The 16055-nt window shown below is 60.5% G+C and carries 16 protein-coding genes and 1 tRNA gene; 5 read left to right on the top strand and 12 right to left on the bottom strand.

Annotated features, from left to right (window positions below; genetic code table 11):
• Positions 1 to 13 precede the first annotated feature (13 nt).
• Positions 14 to 679 carry an RlmE family RNA methyltransferase gene (locus FIU90_RS15135; protein WP_152435532.1) on the bottom strand — a complete coding sequence of 222 codons (666 nt, stop codon included), beginning with the start codon at positions 677 to 679 and terminating at the stop codon, positions 14 to 16.
• Positions 679 to 1935: a Ppx/GppA phosphatase family protein gene (locus FIU90_RS15130; protein ID WP_152435531.1), complete on the bottom strand. Its 1257-nt coding sequence runs from the start codon at positions 1933 to 1935 to the stop codon at positions 679 to 681. Before FIU90_RS15130 ends, FIU90_RS15135 begins: the two co-directional genes overlap by 1 nt.
• Before the next feature lie 168 nt (positions 1936 to 2103).
• Here FIU90_RS15130 and FIU90_RS15125 point away from each other — a divergent pair.
• A tRNA-Gln gene (locus FIU90_RS15125) sits at positions 2104 to 2177 on the top strand.
• A 49-nt stretch (positions 2178 to 2226) separates the two neighbouring features.
• Positions 2227 to 3105, top strand: coding sequence for an LOG family protein (locus FIU90_RS15120; protein ID WP_152435530.1), 879 nt, complete (start codon positions 2227 to 2229; stop codon positions 3103 to 3105).
• 2 nt (positions 3106 to 3107) lie between these two features.
• On the opposite strand, the gene thiD is transcribed toward FIU90_RS15120, so the two are convergent.
• Genes thiD through glmM form a run of 3 tightly spaced genes read right to left on the bottom strand, consistent with a single transcriptional unit; the run spans position 3108 to position 5492 of the window.
• Positions 3108 to 3914 (bottom strand): bifunctional hydroxymethylpyrimidine kinase/phosphomethylpyrimidine kinase, encoded by an 807-nt coding sequence (gene thiD / locus FIU90_RS15115; RefSeq protein ID WP_152435529.1) that lies wholly within the window; start codon positions 3912 to 3914, stop codon positions 3108 to 3110.
• Positions 3911 to 4135 carry a DUF1272 domain-containing protein gene (locus FIU90_RS15110; RefSeq protein WP_152435528.1) on the bottom strand — a complete coding sequence of 75 codons (225 nt, stop codon included), beginning with the start codon at positions 4133 to 4135 and terminating at the stop codon, positions 3911 to 3913. The genes thiD and FIU90_RS15110 overlap by 4 nt, the downstream gene beginning before the upstream one ends.
• Before the next feature lie 19 nt (positions 4136 to 4154).
• Positions 4155 to 5492 (bottom strand): phosphoglucosamine mutase, encoded by a 1338-nt coding sequence (gene glmM / locus FIU90_RS15105; RefSeq protein ID WP_152435527.1) that lies wholly within the window; start codon positions 5490 to 5492, stop codon positions 4155 to 4157.
• A 103-nt stretch (positions 5493 to 5595) separates the two neighbouring features.
• Between glmM and FIU90_RS15100 the strand changes: the two genes are divergently transcribed.
• On the top strand, positions 5596 to 6870 hold the full coding sequence (locus FIU90_RS15100; RefSeq protein ID WP_234029557.1) for a dicarboxylate/amino acid:cation symporter: 1275 nt from the start codon (positions 5596 to 5598) through the stop codon (positions 6868 to 6870).
• Here the strand turns inward: FIU90_RS15100 and FIU90_RS15095 are convergent.
• A complete protein-coding gene (locus FIU90_RS15095; RefSeq protein WP_152435525.1) occupies positions 6867 to 7505 on the bottom strand; it encodes a sigma-70 family RNA polymerase sigma factor in 639 nt (212 codons plus the stop codon). The two genes, FIU90_RS15100 and FIU90_RS15095, sit on opposite strands and share 4 nt — an antisense overlap.
• Positions 7505 to 7738, bottom strand: coding sequence for a NepR family anti-sigma factor (locus FIU90_RS15090; RefSeq protein ID WP_152435524.1), 234 nt, complete (start codon positions 7736 to 7738; stop codon positions 7505 to 7507). The genes FIU90_RS15095 and FIU90_RS15090 overlap by 1 nt, the downstream gene beginning before the upstream one ends.
• Positions 7739 to 7873: 135 nt before the next feature.
• On the opposite strand from FIU90_RS15090, the gene FIU90_RS15085 reads away from it, so the two are divergent.
• Entirely contained in the window at positions 7874 to 9613 is a 1740-nt protein-coding gene (locus FIU90_RS15085; RefSeq protein ID WP_152435523.1) for a CHASE domain-containing protein, read from the top strand.
• A 27-nt stretch (positions 9614 to 9640) separates the two neighbouring features.
• On the opposite strand, the gene FIU90_RS15080 is transcribed toward FIU90_RS15085, so the two are convergent.
• On the bottom strand, positions 9641 to 10432 hold the full coding sequence (locus tag FIU90_RS15080; protein ID WP_152435522.1) for a response regulator: 792 nt from the start codon (positions 10430 to 10432) through the stop codon (positions 9641 to 9643).
• A gap of 329 nt (positions 10433 to 10761) precedes the next feature.
• Positions 10762 to 11922, bottom strand: coding sequence for an N-acetyltransferase (locus FIU90_RS15075; protein WP_152435521.1), 1161 nt, complete (start codon positions 11920 to 11922; stop codon positions 10762 to 10764).
• Positions 11923 to 12065: 143 nt separating this feature from the next.
• On the opposite strand from FIU90_RS15075, the gene FIU90_RS15070 reads away from it, so the two are divergent.
• Positions 12066 to 13169 carry a fatty acid desaturase gene (locus FIU90_RS15070; RefSeq protein WP_152435520.1) on the top strand — a complete coding sequence of 368 codons (1104 nt, stop codon included), beginning with the start codon at positions 12066 to 12068 and terminating at the stop codon, positions 13167 to 13169.
• Here FIU90_RS15070 and FIU90_RS15065 read toward each other — a convergent pair.
• From FIU90_RS15065 to lptF, 3 genes are read right to left on the bottom strand one after another with little or no spacing between them, the layout of a single operon-like run.
• Positions 13166 to 13684 carry a GNAT family N-acetyltransferase gene (locus FIU90_RS15065; protein WP_152435519.1) on the bottom strand — a complete coding sequence of 173 codons (519 nt, stop codon included), beginning with the start codon at positions 13682 to 13684 and terminating at the stop codon, positions 13166 to 13168. The genes FIU90_RS15070 and FIU90_RS15065 overlap by 4 nt on opposite strands.
• Positions 13681 to 14778: an LPS export ABC transporter permease LptG gene (gene lptG, locus FIU90_RS15060; RefSeq protein WP_152435518.1), complete on the bottom strand. Its 1098-nt coding sequence runs from the start codon at positions 14776 to 14778 to the stop codon at positions 13681 to 13683. The genes FIU90_RS15065 and lptG overlap by 4 nt, the downstream gene beginning before the upstream one ends.
• A gap of 19 nt (positions 14779 to 14797) precedes the next feature.
• Positions 14798 to 16039: an LPS export ABC transporter permease LptF gene (gene lptF, locus FIU90_RS15055; RefSeq protein ID WP_370515212.1), complete on the bottom strand. Its 1242-nt coding sequence runs from the start codon at positions 16037 to 16039 to the stop codon at positions 14798 to 14800.
• Positions 16040 to 16055: the final 16 nt, after the last annotated feature.

Here is a 16055-nt window from a genome sequence, read left to right as displayed (position 1 = left end):
CGAGCGGGCGTGCTCAGTCGCGCCCCTTGAAACCCTGAGCTACGACATACCATTCGGACGAGCCCTTGCGGCTCGCGGGCGGCTTCGCGTGCTTCACGGTCCTGAAGTGCTGCTTTAATAACTTGAGCAGCTCCGCATCGGTGCCTCCCGCGAGTACCTTGGCTACGAACGCGCCGCCTTCCTCAAGCGTCTCGACCGCGAACCAGGCGCCCGCTTCAACCAGCGCCATGGTTCGCAGGTGGTCGGTTTGCTTGTGACCGACCGTGTTCGCCGCCATGTCAGACAGGACGAGGTCGGGTGGACCGCCCAGCGCATCCTCGAGCGCAGCGGGTGCATCGTCGTCCATGAAATCCATCTGGAAGATCGTCACGCCCTCGATCGGCTCGGTTTCGAGCAGGTCGATGCCCACAACCGTCGCCTTGGGAGCCTTGGCGCGCACGACCTGCGACCAGCCGCCCGGCGCAATGCCAAGGTCGACGACGCGTTTCGCACCTCGGACGAGATCGAATTTCTCGTCGAGTTCGATGAGCTTGTAGGCCGCGCGGCTGCGATAGCCATCGGCCTTGGCTTGTTTCACATACGGGTCGTTGAGTTGGCGTTGAAGCCAGCGGGTCGAGGACTCGCTGCGCTTCTTCGCCGTCTTGACCCGGCGATCGGGATTGCGACCGGAGCGCGCCATCAGCCGTCTTTGCCTGCGCGCGAATCGTTCAATGCGTGCAACGCCCGCACGCTTTGCCGCTCGGCCGCCATCAAGCTGCGCAAGATGCCTTCACGGATGCCGCGATCAGCGACGCCGAGACGCTCGGCGGGCCACAGGTCGAGTATCGATTCCAGGATCGCGCAGCCTGCCACAACTAAGTCCGCTCGGTCCTGACCGATGCAGGGAAGCTCGCTGCGTTCGAGCGGCGACATGCCGGAAAGACGGCTGCTGATGTCGCGCATCGAGTGCGAAGGGACGATAAGGCCATCCACCGCCTTGCGATCGTAGTGCGGCAATTCGAGATGTAGGCTTGCGAGCGTAGTCACCGTGCCGCTCGTGCCAAGCAGGCGAATATCGTGAGAGTGTGCATACGCGGCAATCCGATCTGCAAACGGTGCGAAACTGCCCGAAACAATTTCGCGCATGCGCTCGTAACGAGCCAGTCTCGCTTCGCGCGTATTCTCTCCGCGCCCGACCGTATCGGTGAGCGAGACAACACCCCAGGGAACGCTTTGCCAATCGAGAATGCGCGGCACCCGTCCGCCCGGCTCGAGCAGCACCAACTCGGTGGAACCGCCACCGATGTCGAAAATCACGGCGGGGCCTTCACCCTGTTCAAGCAGGATGTGGCATCCAAGCACGGCGAGCCGCGCTTCTTCTTCTGCGCTGATGATGTCGAGAACGATGCCGGTTTCGTTCTTCACGCGCTCGATAAAGGCCGGTCCGTTAGCTGCTCTGCGGCAAGCCTCGGTCGCAACCGAGCGGGCAAGGCGAACGTTGCGACGACGCAGCTTGTCCGCGCAGATCGAAAGCGCTCCCAATGCCCGGTCCATCGCCTCATCGGACAGTCGCCCGGTCTTGGCGAGATCCTCGCCGAGCTTCACTACGCGGCTGAACGCGTCGATTACGGTAAAGTCGCGCCCGGAAGGTCGAGCGATCAGCAGGCGGCAATTATTGGTGCCAAGATCGAGCGCCGCATAGGCCTCGCCCGGACGGGCCGCATATTTGGGCAATTCACGCCGCTGGTCGTTCGCAGCACCACTGCGACCGCGGCCGTTTGCGGACGATCTATTCGATTGGGAAGCCTTGCGCTTGCGGCCGTTTCCTTTGCCGCCTCCTTTGGCTTCGTTGCGCTGGTAAGGACGTTTGTAGCGAAAATCGGCTACCTTGCCGGACCTGCCGCCCCTATTTTTACCAGCTCTCCTGTTCGCGTCCGGCGGAAGCGTATCCGCCATAATTCAAATCTTTCATCTCACTCGTGCAATCTGTGGCACGAGCACCTGAAACAAAAGGTAACTCAAGCGCGTTTGAAGAGCAAGCGAGGCAAGTCTTGACTGTGTGAGCGCGCGAAACTAGGAGGCGCGCTCTCGCAGCGAGACTCGCACATCCGAGGCGCGCGATGTTGCCCCGTCGTCTAATGGTAAGACTACGGACTCTGACTCCGTCAATTGAGGTTCGAATCCTCACGGGGCATCCAACTCACCATCCGTCTTGCTCCACGCGAACGCCGCGCCTAGGGCGGTGAAATGACAGAAAAAGACCTACAGGACCGCAAGTTCTACCGCGCCGGCGAGGAAACCCAGTTCGCCGAACAGGCACCCGACCGGACGCCGCAGACCGAACACCCAGCCTATAAACTGGCGTTTCGCGACACCGATTTCCTGCTGCGGGACGAACTGCGCCCAGTGAGATTTCAGCTCGAATTGCTGAAACCTGAAATGCTGCTCGACGAAGCGCGTGTGGGTTCGACCATGGTGATATACGGTTCGGCGCGTATTCCTTCGCCCGAACAGGCACAGGCTACGATCGACGCTGCCAAGACCGGCACCGAGTTTGAACAGAAAGTCGCCGAGCGACTGGCGGCCAAGGCCAAATACTACGACGAGGCCTACAAGCTCGCGAAGCTCGTGTCGGAAAAAGCGATTATCGAAGACGGTAAGCGTCAGTTCGTGGTCTGCTCGGGTGGCGGTCCTTCGATCATGGAGGCCGCGAACAAGGGCGCGAGCGATGCAGGAAGCGAGTCAATCGGTCTCAACATTATCCTGCCGCACGAACAGGCGCCCAATTCCTATGTGACGCCATACCTTTCGCTCAACTTCCACTATTTCGCACTGCGCAAGATGCATTTCCTGCTTCGCGCCCGCGCGGTTGCTGTCTTCCCAGGCGGCTTCGGCACGTTTGACGAGTTCTTCGAACTGCTCACGCTCGTGCAGACAGGCAAAATGAAGCCGCTGCCGATCCTGCTGTTTGGCAAAGACTTCTGGACTCGCGTCATAGACTTCGATGCGCTTGCCGAGGAGGGGACAATCTCGAAGCGCGATCTCGACCTCTTCCACTGGTGCGAAACCGCAGAGGAAGCCTGGGCGCATATTGCCGAATTCTACGATCTCAACGGAGGCGCCTGAATTCAGGTGAGGCTCCTCACCGAATGATGGCCCAGCGGACCGTTGCCCGCTCCGAAACCCGGCGCGGCCTCGATCGCGCGCAATACGAATTGCCGGCCGAGCCTCACCGCATGTTCGAGCGGCTGCCCATGGCCGAGGAGCGTTGCGATTGCAGATGAGAGCGTGCAGCCGGTACCGTGCGTATGCCGGGTTTCAATCCGGGCATGATCGAATTGAACTGCCCTGTCGCCGGGCGAATAGAGCACGTCGATGATCCGCTTGTCCGAGGTGTGTCCGCCCTTGGCAAGTACGGCCGCGCCGGTCATGTGTGAAAGCTCCTCGGCCGCCTCGACCATTTGCGAGCTGTCAGTCAGATTGCGTTCGAGCAGGTGGCCGAGCTCGGGAAGATTGGGAGTGACGAGCGTCGCCATCGGGAAAAGTTGCTCGCGCAGCGCTGCGATGGCATCCGGGTCGATCAGTGCGGACCCGCTGGTCGATACCATGACGGGATCGAGAACGATCGGAGCTTTTACTCCGACCAGGGCAGCAGCGGTGTGTCCGATGATATCGGCGTCATGGAGCATTCCGATTTTGACTGCATCGACACCGATATCTTCGATGCAAGAGGAGATCTGCTGTGCCACAACCTCGCCTGACATGGGTGCGATGGCCTGAACGCCGACGGTGTTCTGCGCGGTAACGGTAGTGATCGCCGTCATCGCATAGCCACCGAGCATCGCGATGGTCTTGACATCGGCCTGTACACCCGCGCCGCCGGAAGAATCCGAACCCGCGACGGCAAGGATGCGGGGAGGGCGTCTTTCACTCACCCTTTGTGCTTTCGCTCGGTAGAAGGCGGGAATTGTTCATGCAGCGCTTTGGCGCGTGTTGGACGGTCCATAAGCTCGCCGCCGCAATTAGGGCAGATATCATCGAGCTCTTCGGCGCATGGGGCGCAGAAGGTGCATTCAAAACTGCAAATGAATGCACCGGGAGCTTCGGCAGGTAGTTCGGTGCCGCACCGTTCGCAATCGGGGCGCATTTCGAGCATCGGTTCCTCCTTCCGATCGTCAGGCCGCGCCGCGCACGGCGTCGCAAACGCGGTCCACCACCGCTTCGACCTGGGATTGGTCGTCACCCTCGGCCATCACGCGGATGACGGGCTCGGTTCCCGACGGGCGAATGACCAGCCGGCCATTACCATTGAGCTCGCTTTCGACCTGCGCGATTACGGATTTGACGTTCTGGTCATCGAGCGGCGCGCCGCCATCATAGCGAACGTTCTTGAGCAGCTGCGGAACCGGATCGAACAGGTGGAGGATTTCGCTTGCAGGTTTGTCCGAGCGTACGAGGCTGGTCAGCACCCGCATAGCGGCGACTGTCCCGTCACCTGTGGTCGCGTGATCGAGCAGTATCATGTGTCCGGACTGCTCGCCGCCGACATTGAAGCCGCCTGCCTTCATGCGCTCAAGCACGTAGCGGTCGCCTACCTTGGTCCGCTCAAGCGTAAGGCCCTTGTCGGCGAGATATCGTTCGAGGCCGAGATTGCTCATTACCGTCGCGACCACGCCGCCGCCTGTGAGCGCGCCTTTTTCATGCATGCGGGTCGCGATGAGCGCCATGATCTGATCGCCATCGACAGCGCGGCCCTTTTCGTCGACGACGATCAGACGGTCCGCATCTCCGTCCAGCGCGATCCCGATATCCGCTTTTTCTTCGACCACCTTTGCCTGCAAAGCCTCGATAGAGGTCGAGCCCACGCCGTCATTGATATTGGTCCCGTTGGGATTGACGCCCAGTGTGACCACATCCGCACCAAGCTCCCAGATAGCGGACGGCGCCACCTGGTATGCAGCACCATTGGCGCAATCGACCACAACCTTGAGATCATCGAACCGGACCTCGTTCGAAACAGAGTTCTTGACCGCGTGAATGTAGCGCCCGCGAGCATCGTCGATCCGGCGAGCGCGGCCGATCGCCTCTGCCTCGGCCAGCTGGGGCTCGCTTTCGAGCAGGGATTCGATTTCGGCCTCGGCCTCGTCGGACAATTTGAAGCCGTCGGGGCCGAAAAGCTTGATCCCGTTATCGGCATAGGGGTTGTGGCTGGCGGATATCATCACGCCTAGATCTGCGCGCATCTCGCGGGTGAGCAGCGCGATGGCCGGAGTGGGAAGCGGGCCGGTCATAATGACGTCCATCCCGACGCTGGTGAAGCCGGCGACGAGGGCGCTTTCCATCATGTAGCCCGAAAGCCGCGTGTCTTTGCCGATCACCACACGGTGCCGATGTCCGCCGCGAACGAAATAGTTACCCGCAGCCTGGCCCACGCGCATCGCGGTCGCAGCGGTCATCACGCCCGCATTTGTGCGTCCCCGGATACCGTCCGTGCCGAAAAACTTGCGTCCCATGTGTGGCGGAGCCTCCCGATTTGCCGCACTCGATTTGTCATGCCGCTTTGGCGCGGTTATCGCGCGAAGGGAAGGGCAGAGACGAAAAGAAGGGGCGCAATCCTTGACCAATCCAACCGAGGCAGCGCCGGGCGGCGGGTACGAGCTGGTCACGATCCGCCTGCCGGTGATTGCGACATTTGTGGCGCTGGTTGCCGGACTGGGGCTGGGCGTCGTCTTCGCCGAAGCAATCGCACAATGGCTTCAAGACGTCATCGCGCTCGTCGGGCGGCTCTGGCTTCGGGCGTTGCAGATGACGATTATTCCGCTGGTGGCGAGCCTGCTTGTCCTAGGCATCGCCCAGATGATCGCCGCGGCAAGGGCTGGCGCGGCGGCACTGCGGTTCCTCGGCCTGGTCTTCGGGGTGCTCATCGCAGGCGGTATCTTCACCGCTCTAGTGATGCCGCTGGCCTTGCAGGCTTTCCCAATTCCTGAGGCGGCCAGTGGCTTCCTCGCAGAAGTGCCCGAGGGAGAACAACAGGTTCCGGACATCCTCGACTTCCTTGCCTCGCTCGTCGCGCCGAACATGATCGCGGCGGCAGCGGAGACGGCGATGCTGCCGCTCACGGTTTTCTTCGCGCTCTTCGCGGTGGCGATTGCCAAGCTCCCGAAGCAGCAGAATGCGACGCTGATGGGCTTCTTCCACGCGCTTGCCAATGCGATGCTGATGATCATAGGTTGGGTGCTGTGGGTTGCACCTGTCGGGGTGTTCGCGTTGGCCTTCGGCGTGGGCCTCAGGAGCGGGGGCGGCGCGTTTGCGGCTCTCGGTCATTACATCCTGATCGTATCGGCGATGGGCGGCTTCATCCTCGCGCTGGCCTATATCCTTGCATGGACATTGGGCGGTATTGGCCTCTTCCGTTTCGCCAAGTCGCTCATTCCCGCACAGGCAGTCGCCATTTCGACGCAAAGCTCGCTCGCAAGTCTCCCGGCCATGCTCGACAGTTCGACGCGGCTAGGTATCCGGCCCGAGACGAGCGAATTCGTATTGCCGCTAGCCGTCGCGATCTTCCGTGCGACAAGCGTCGCGATGAACCTTGCGGTCGCGCTGTATGTTGCAGCAATCGCAGGGATCGACATTCCGCCAACGCTGCTGGCGATCGGAATGCTGATCGCCGTCATCATCAGTATCGGCTCTGTCAGTCTGCCCGGTTCGATCAGTTTCGTGGTATCGATCGGCCCTATCGCGCTCGCGATGGGCGTGCCGATCGAGCCGCTGGCGCTGCTCGTAGCGGTGGAGATGCTTCCTGACATCATGCGTACGCTCGCGAACGTGACCATGAATGTGGCGGTCACATCGGTAGTCGATCGCGGCAAAGGGGGGGTCAGCGAAACCTAGTTGTTGGTGGGTTCGGACAGGCCATTGCCTGCAGCGACCTCGTCGAGCTCTTCGAGGATTGCGCGGTGCGCCCGTGCATCGTCAAGCGAGCGTTGCGGGATATCGCCGTCCTCGAGCATCGAGCTGAGCGTGGCGCGCGCGCGGCCCACCCGGCTTTTGATCGTACCAACCGCACAGCCGCAGATATTGGCTGCCTCTTCATAGGAGAAACCCCCAGCTCCGACGAGCAACAGCGCCTCGCGCCTTTCGGGGGGAAGGGTCAACAGCGCGCGGTGCATGTCGGAAAGGTGGATCGGCTCCTCTTGTCCGGCAGGAGCCGTCAGGATGCGTTCGGCAACACCTTCGTCGTAATCGCCGCGGAAGCGGTTGCGTCGCATATCGGTGAGATACGCGTTGCGCAGGATCACGAAGGTCCAGGCGCGCATCGAAGTTCCCGGTTCGAACCGGTCCTGCGCAGCCCAAGCCTTGAGCATGGTTTCCTGGACCAGATCGTCGGCCATGTCCGGGCGACCGCACAGGCCGCGTGCGAATGCACGAAGGTGCGGAACGACTTCCGTTAACTCGCGCTTGAACGCAGCCTTTTCAGCCGGCGTCCGTTGAGGCGTCGCTTTTTTCTCGGTTTTCTTGTCGGCCATCAGGAGCTCCCTTCCGCACCGGATGAAGGTACGGATTCGCCTCCTTTGTCCTCGCCTTCCTCGTCACCATCATCAAGCTGCGCGAGCAGATCCTTGAAACTGTCGGGCAAAGGTTCATCGACAACCGCATCATACAGTTGGCGAAGACCGTTAGCCCAGCCGGGCTCTTCGCCCGTCGGCTTGTTATCGTCGGCGCGTTTCGCCGGTTCCTGCTCAAACTCGTCCGAAGCCATAATCCTGGCGTTCCCCGATCCCTATCTCTCAAATTGCGAATTCATGGGGCACTGTACAGCGCCTGTGTCAATCTGCATGAGGGAACGATGGGGGACGGTTTTGGTTCCGTCTACACGCTGCAATCGAAAGCAACGATGACGAATATCGGAACCCGACATGGCGCCGAGCCACAATCGGCCTCTCAGGCAGAGGGCAAGGCAACTTCGCCTAAGCGCGCTCGCGCTCGGCGGTGGTTGCTCGATTACCCCCGGGCGATCCCCATTGCGATCTTTGTCGCCATTATTGCCATCACCGCGCTCAGCGTCTTTTCTATCGAAAGCAATGTGAAGGCGCGCGAAGCGGCGCAAATGCGTGGTGATGCGCAATCTGTTGCGTCTGCGCTGGAGCGACGCGGTAACAGCTTTTCTTCCTACTTGCGCGCTGGTGCCGCGCTTTTTTCAAGCGTCGATGAGGTCGACCAGCAGGTTTTCCGACAGTTCGTGAGCGAATTGCGGCTCGACGTCGATTACAAGGGTGTCGAAGGTATCGGATGGGTCGCGGTGGTGCCGCGTACCGCCGAGGCCGAATTTCTCGCGCGGGTCAGACGGGATCAGCCCGATTTCCCGCAAATCCGTCCAAAGTCCGGTGCGTCACTGCCTAGATTGGCGATCGTAACCTACTTCGCGCCCGATTCCGCTCGGAACAACAATGCGCTTGGCTTCAACATGTATTCGGATCCGGTTCTCGCATCGGCGATGGATGAAGCGCGGAGAACCGTAAGGCCGACAGCATCTGGCCTCGTGGATCTCGCAAGTGATGGCGGTACGGTGCCCGGTGGTTCGCAATCGGGCTTTGTCATATTGATGCCGGTCTATGGGGGAGAGCCGCTCACCCGTGACAGCGAGAACAGCCTCTCGGGATATGTGTATGCGCCATTCAACGCATCGCGATTCCTTGAAGCAGCGCTGGAGACCAACGGACCCAAAGGTCTGGGGGCCCGCCTGTATGAAGGGCCTTCGGCAAGCGAGCGGTTGCTCGCTGAGATTGCGGTCGATGGTGATCCAAGCAAGCAGGTCGAGCAACGCGTCACGATCGCTAATCGCGAATTCTTGCTCGTGATCGAATCCGACGCCCCGTCTGTCCTGTCCCCGCTCTCTATGGCGACGCTGTTGTTCGGATTGGCCGTAGCCAGTCTCCTGATGCTCCTCGCGCGGCTCCTTACGCAGCAAGCGCACGAGGATCAGGAACGGATCGCGTTTTATGAGGAGCAGAACTCGATCCGAAACTCGTTGACTCGCGAACTCAATCACCGGGTGAAGAACACTCTCGCGAACGTTTTATCGATCCTGTCGCTAACCCGGCGCAGGGCGTCGGATCTCGATGAGTTTGCCGACAGCCTCGAAGGTCGCGTGCGCTCGCTCTCGGCAACGCACGATCTGCTAACCGGTAGCGATTGGGGGACAACGCCGATACGGGCCGTTATTCAGGCCGAGTTGCAGCATTTCGGTGACGAAGCTGAGAGCGCGGTTAGCGTTGAAGGCCCGCGAGTCGAGCTCGCTCCCAACGATGCGCTGTCATTCGGCCTGGCGATCCACGAACTGGCAACCAACGCGGCGAAATATGGCGCGCTCAGCGTCCCGCAAGGCCGAGTGACCATCAATGTGCGCTTGATCGAGGATCACCTCGCGGAGATTGAGTGGCGCGAAGAGGGCGGGCCTGAAGTGCCCCAAAACCGCGAGCGCGGCTTTGGGACGGAGCTAATCGAGAAAATCATCGCTCACGAATTGAAGCAGCCCGTACAGCTTGAATTCGCCCCGGAGGGGGTGCGTTGCACCATGCGTGTGGCTGTCCGCCGCCACAGCGATTTCCAAATCCGCGAGCAGCCCAAACACTAAATGCTGAGATCAGCCCAGTGGCCGTGATCAATCGAGCGGGCGGCTAGATCCGAAGAACAGAGCCTGGCTGATTGCAGCGCGAACTGTCTGCTCCTGGAACGGCTTCGTCACCAGATAAGTGGGCTCGGGCCGGTCGCCGGTCAAAAGGCGCTCGGGATAGGCGGTGATGAAGATCACCGGAACTTTCGCGATCGCAAGAATGTCGTCGACCGCATCGAGACCCGACGAGCCATCGGCAAGCTGGATATCGGCAAGAACAAGGCCCGGCATTTCCTTTTCGACGACTTCGCGCGCCTGCGTGCGGGTCGCAGCTGTTCCGCACACTTCATGGCCCACAGCCTCGACCAGATCTTCGAGCTGCATAGAGATGAGTGGCTCATCCTCGATGATCAGGACCGAGGTCGCCTGTTCGCGGTCGATCTCGGAAACGGCTTCCGCGACGAGCGCTTCTATTTCGGAAGTCTGAAGGCCCATGATCTGCGCGGCTTCCGCAGCGGAGAAGTCCTCCAGTGTAGTGAGCAACAACGCTTGGCGGTTGAGCGGCGTTATCGCGCCGAGACGGTTCTGGGCGCCAGCCTCGTGTTCGCCGCTCGCCTGTTCAGGATCGGCCTCTAGATAGGCGCTCGACCAGACCTTGTTGAATGCGCGGTAGAGCGGGATACGGCCACCTTCGAGCGATGCCTTGAGCTCATCGTCTGCCAAAGCGGCTTCGAGAGTTGCGCGGACGAATGCATCTCCCGTCGTCTGCGAACCCGTCAACGCGCGGGCATAGCGGCGCAGGAAGGGCAGGTTAGAAGCAACGTGTTGACCCAGAGACATAATTTACTCGCTTTCCGGCCCGAGCCGAGATTGTCCAATCGAATCGGAGCCATAGCCTCTTGCGGCCTGCACGTCGCCCCAAACGCTCATTATCCGCGGTTTGCGACGGGACGTGCTGTCCCCCACTCCGCAATTTTACGCATGAAATCGCTTCTGGTTTCGCGCTTTGAAAAAAAATTTGTGAGGCCGGGAACCGCTTCCAAGACCGCGCATTCTCTCTCTGTCACCGCCGAGACCCCCCTCCCGTCCAAGCGGCTGGTGATACGATCCCGAAAGGCCTCCACTCCTCCGAGTGGAGGCCTTTTTTGGTTCCGGAAGCTGCGGCAGATCTAATCGAGGGTCTTTTCGTAGATCGCGTATTCGCGGTTGATCTTACTTTCGATCGTGTCGGCGATCGCGACCATTCCCTGGTTATCTTCGAGGATCCAGCCGATTTCGCCGCGGGTGGATTCGAACTTCGTAGCAGCCTGCTTGCGGATCTCGCTAATCATCATGAAGGCGAGCTGGCTCGCCATCCGCGAATTGTGCAGCTCCTTGAGCACACCCATCAGAGGGACACGCATACCGGAGCCGCGCGGCTTCCTGAGCCAGCGCAGCAGGTGGAACCAGCCAAACGGGAAGAGCTTGCCGTCGATACGGGTCAGCGCGTCATTGATATCAGGGAAGGTCAGCATGAAGGCGACCGGCTTACTGTCGACCTCGGCGATCATGTTCAATTCTTCGTGGATGATCGGCTTCAGCTTCTTGCCCGCATAGGCGACCTCGTCGGGCGTGAAGGGGACGAAACCCCAATTGTCCGACCAGGCATCGTTCAGAATGCCGAGAACGATTTCCGCTTCCTCGTCCCAGCGTGCCTTGCTCACCTGGCGTACATTGATACGCTTGTTGCGTTCGCCCGACTTGACGATCCGCTGCACGAGAGGCGGGAATTCCTTACTGATGTCGAGATCGTAGGTGTAAAGCGTTTGTGCACGCGAATAACCAGCCGCCTCGATCCAGCCGGCATATTCGGCCGGATGATGCCCCATCATAATCATGGGCGGGTGGTCGTGACCTTTCACGAGCAGCCCTGGCTCTTCCCAGACAGAGAGTGAAATCGGGCCAAGGGCCCGCGTCATGCGCTGCTCGCGGAGCCATGTCTCGGCTCGTTTCAGGAGCGCATGGGCAACGGTTTCGTCTTCCGCATCGAAATACCCGAACATACCAGTGCCGGGACCGAAGCCCTGTTCTGGGGGCATTTTCAGAGCGAGTTCATCGATATGCGCCGAAATCCGCCCAACAGCTGCGCCATTGCGGTGTGCGATGAAGAACTGCGCGCGGCCGTGTCCAAAGAACGGATTTTTATCGGGATTGATCAGTTCTAGCTGCTCTCCGCGAATCTGCGGTACAGAATGTGGCAGCCGCGCGGCGAACTCGCGCCCCAGGTCCACGAACCGGGCCCTCCCGCGCTTGTCGTTGATGGCTTCAATGCTTATTTGAGCATCCGTCACGCGGCGCTTCCTGTATTGTTTGAGATCAAAGCGACCCTGCCCCCTATCGACCATTACAAGCAACCCGGACGATCACTCTTGCCAACACATCCAGTTTGGGCTCTCTGCCGGTTTTGCGGTAAGGGCCGATACGAGATTTGCCAATGAACATCCAGCAACCCCCCTTGACTGCCGATGCAGCGACAAGTCCCGCGACTACGGGGCGCCGCGCCGTGCGCGCCGACTTCCAGACCGAGGATGACAAAAACATGCTGCGCGCCGCGCGTGACCTGGTGCGCGATCTGGGCGAGGCAAAGGGCAGCATTTACTGGCCCGACATGCTCATCTCGGCGGGGATCGGCTATGCCGGCATTGCGGCTGCGATCCTCGCGGAAAACACCCTCGTCGCGGTCATGGCAGGCATAATCGCTTCGCTCGCTCTCTATCGTGCGCTGATGTTCATCCATGAGCTGACCCATATCAAGAAGGATGCGCTGCCCGGTTTCCGGCTCGCCTGGAACCTCCTGGTCGGCATCCCGATGCTGACGCCAAGCTTCATGTACGAGGGCGTGCACGTCATCCATCACAAACGCACGCAGTACGGCACGATCGAGGATCCGGAGTATCTCCCGTTGGCGTTGATGAAGCCGTGGAGTCTCCCGGCATTCGTGCTTGTCGCATTGCTTGCACCTGTCGCATTGATCATCCGCTTCGGCATTCTTGTGCCGCTGGGAGCGATCTTCCCGCCGCTACGAAACCTCGTGTGGCAACGTTTCAGCTCGCTTTCGATCAACCCGGATTTTCGTCGCAAACTGCCGACCGGAGATTTTCGCAAGCGTGTGCTGTGGCAGGAAAGCCTCGCCAGCCTTTGGGCTATTGCCGTCCTGCTCAGCCCGCTTGCGTTTGGTTGGCGTCCGGTACTGATCGCGCTTGCAATCTTCTCGGTCACGGCGGTGCTCAACCAGTTGCGTACCCTTGTCGCCCACCTTTGGGAGAATGAAGGCGAACCGATGACCGTGACCGCGCAATTCCTCGACAGTGTCAACGTGCCGCCGCCGGGGCGGATTGCGGAGATCTGGGCACCGGTGGGCCTGCGCTATCATGCGCTGCATCACCTGATGCCCTCAATGCCCTACCACGATCTTCCCGAAGCGCACCGCCGGCTCATCAAGGAACTGGGTGCAGGTTCGACGTACGAGGGAGCGAACCACAAGGGCATGTTCCCGCTGGTCGGCCGCATCGCTCGCTCGACCATGATCCGGCGCTAGTCCAGAAAGCAGATCATCGCGCACCGGCGTTCGGCAGGCAATCCGTTATCGATCTCGTTCGCCAGTTCGCCCGTCAGACGTGGGTGAGCATCGAGCGCGGTGACCTCCTCGAACCCAAGCCGTGCATAAAATGGTGCGTTCCATGGGAGATCGCGAAATGTCGTGAGCGTGAGCGCTTTGAACCCGGAATTGCGCGCATCGATCTGGCAGCCGCGCAGGAGCCCGGCACCGATGCCGTGTCGCTGGTACTGAGGCGCGACATCCATCTCCCAGATATGAAGCTCGCGGCGGAAGGGCTCGCTAGCGAGAAAGCCCGCCATCTCTCCATCGACAAGTGCGACAAGGCAGTGACCCTTGCGGATCAGGCGGCGGAGTTCGTCAGCTTCCCAGACGTCGTCGGGATCGAGGTCGGCGAGTTCCGGGTCGGTTTTAAAAAGTGCGGAGGCCGCGCGCTCGATTGCGGGCATCGCGTCTGCATCTTCGAGCCGCGCGAGGCGGAGCTTCCAGTCACTCATTCCTCGGTCCGGATAAGCACAGTCTCGCCCACCAGCAGAAACAGGAAGAATGGTGCCCAAGCGGCGAGGAACGGCGGGTAACCACCGAAGCTGCCCATCGCGAGTGCGGCGTTGTCGACGACGAAGTAGGCAAAGCCCAATGCCATGCCGATGATCGCACGTACGAACAACTGACCCGAGCGGGCTAGGCCGAATGCTGCAACCGATCCAAGCAGCGGCATCAGCAATGCCGAAAGCGGGCCCGACAGGCGGTGCCACCATTTGGCTCGCAATTCCGATGTGCGCATGCCGATAGCCTCGAAGGCATCGATGGTTTCTGCCAGCTCCCAGAATGACTGGCCGTCGGGATCGACCGATTGCAGGTCGATTTGCTCGGGCGTGAGTTCTTCAGCGACGACGAGTTCGTCAAGCTTCTGCGTTTCCGCGCTGCCGACGTCGAAGCGCTCGGGATTTTCGAGCCGCCAGCCCGGGCCTGCGTAGGTAGCGCTCTTCGCTTCCACCTGCTGACGGATGATTCCGCCCGGCGCGCGCTCGTACCAGGTGACGTTTTCGAGCCTGATGTTCTCGCCCCTACCGACCAGCGTAGCGGCGGTCAGGATGTTGTTCCCGTCTGAAAGGTACACGTTTGAGCGGATGCCGGAGTCTTCGGGGATCGGCCCGTATTCGACAGCCTCCCACGCTTTGAGTGTCGCATTCGCTCGGGTGACCACACGTTCGTTAAAGGCAAAGCTGATGACGGCGACCACGGCCGCTGTAAGCAACAGGGGCGCGAGCACCTGATGCGCCGAAAGCCCCGCAGCCTTCATCGCAACGACTTCGCTGTTCTGGTTGAGCGTTACCAGCGTAATGAGCGTCGCGAGCAGCACCGAATACGGCAGGAAGCGTGATATCAGCATCGGTATGCGCAGGCCGACATACTTCAGGATTTCCGCCTGGCCATTGCCTTCCGGTGTGAGGATACGCCCGGTTGCTGAAAGCAGGTCCAATGCCATCAGCACGAGCACCAGCATGACGAGAACCGCAAGGATGCGAACCACGAACATCTTCGCGAGGTAGAGCGTCAACGTGCGCGAGGGGAAGAAGTCGAGCTGCATTGGTGCGCGCTATGACCGGCTATTCGGCCGCTGCCAATTGCGGATCGGAATCCTCGGGCAAAGCTGTACGAGGTCGCTTGCGCTTGAACAGCTTGCCGATCTTCTTGGAAATCTTGGCAAATGCGTTTTCGAGGGCACCGATTGCCTGTCCCCCGGGCACGTAGGCGACACGGTAATACATCCACAGAATCAGCGCGGCAAAGATCACGAAGGGGCCCCATAAGGCCAGGATAGGGTCGATCTGACCCAGCGTCGCGATATCTTCGCCGTACTGGTTTATCTTGTGATAGGTCACCACCATGATGATCGACACGAAAACGCCAAGCGCGCTTGTCGATCTTTTTGGGGGTATTGCGAGGCTGACCGCGAGCAGCGGCATCAGGAGCATCATCACCACTTCAACCAGACGGAAATTGAAGGTCGCCTGGCTGGCATCGCGTTCGGCCTCGGGCCGATCCTCGCTCCAACCGATGCTGAGGAGTTCTGGCAGGATATATTCACGGCTGGCATCGCCGCGCTCGCGGAATTCCTCGATCGCGGGCAGGTCGATCGGCAGGTCGTGGCGGCTGAAGGAGAGAACGCGCGGCGTTTCGCTCCCTGTGTCCTGCACGATCGTCCCTTCGGTCAGGCGCAGGATTATAGTGTTGGGATCATCTGTCGTGGCGAGGAAAGTGCCCTCGCGTGCGCTGATGGACAGGACTTGTCCTTTTTCATTTGCGACGCGGGCGAAGATGCCTTTCAGGTTGCGGCCATCGTCCTCGCTTTCTTCGATGCGCAGAGCCATCCGGTCTGCGAGGGTGGTGAATTCGCCCACCTTGATCGAAGCTCCAAGCGCGCCTGAGCGCAGTTCGTATTCGAGCTGCTGGTAATAGTAATTGCTCAACGGCTGGATGTAGAAGACGAGCGCAATGTTGATCGCGATCAGCACCGCCGTGATTGCATAGGGCACTCTGAGCAGCCGCCAGTAGGAAAGGCCCACGGCTCGCATGGTGTCCAATTCGCTCGAGGTCGCAAGCTTGCGGAAGGCGAGCAAGACCCCAAGCAGCAGGCCGAGCGGAATTGCGAGGCTGGCATACTCCGGCAAGAGCATGCCGAGCATCTTGAACACGACGCCGATCGGTCCTCCTTCAACCGCGACAAAATCGAACAGCCGCAGCATCTTGTCGAGCAGCAGCAGCGAGGCTGCCAGAGCGAACACGCCGAGCATCGGTACGATCGTGAGCCGGAAGATATACCGGTCGATGATGGGCAGGAAGTTCAGCACGTCTTGCTAACTG

This window comes from Erythrobacter sp. THAF29, from assembly GCF_009363635.1.
Taxonomy (GTDB): domain Bacteria; phylum Pseudomonadota; class Alphaproteobacteria; order Sphingomonadales; family Sphingomonadaceae; genus Erythrobacter.
Note: the sequence above shows the minus strand (reverse complement) of the source record. Positions and strands in the feature narration are given on the sequence as shown.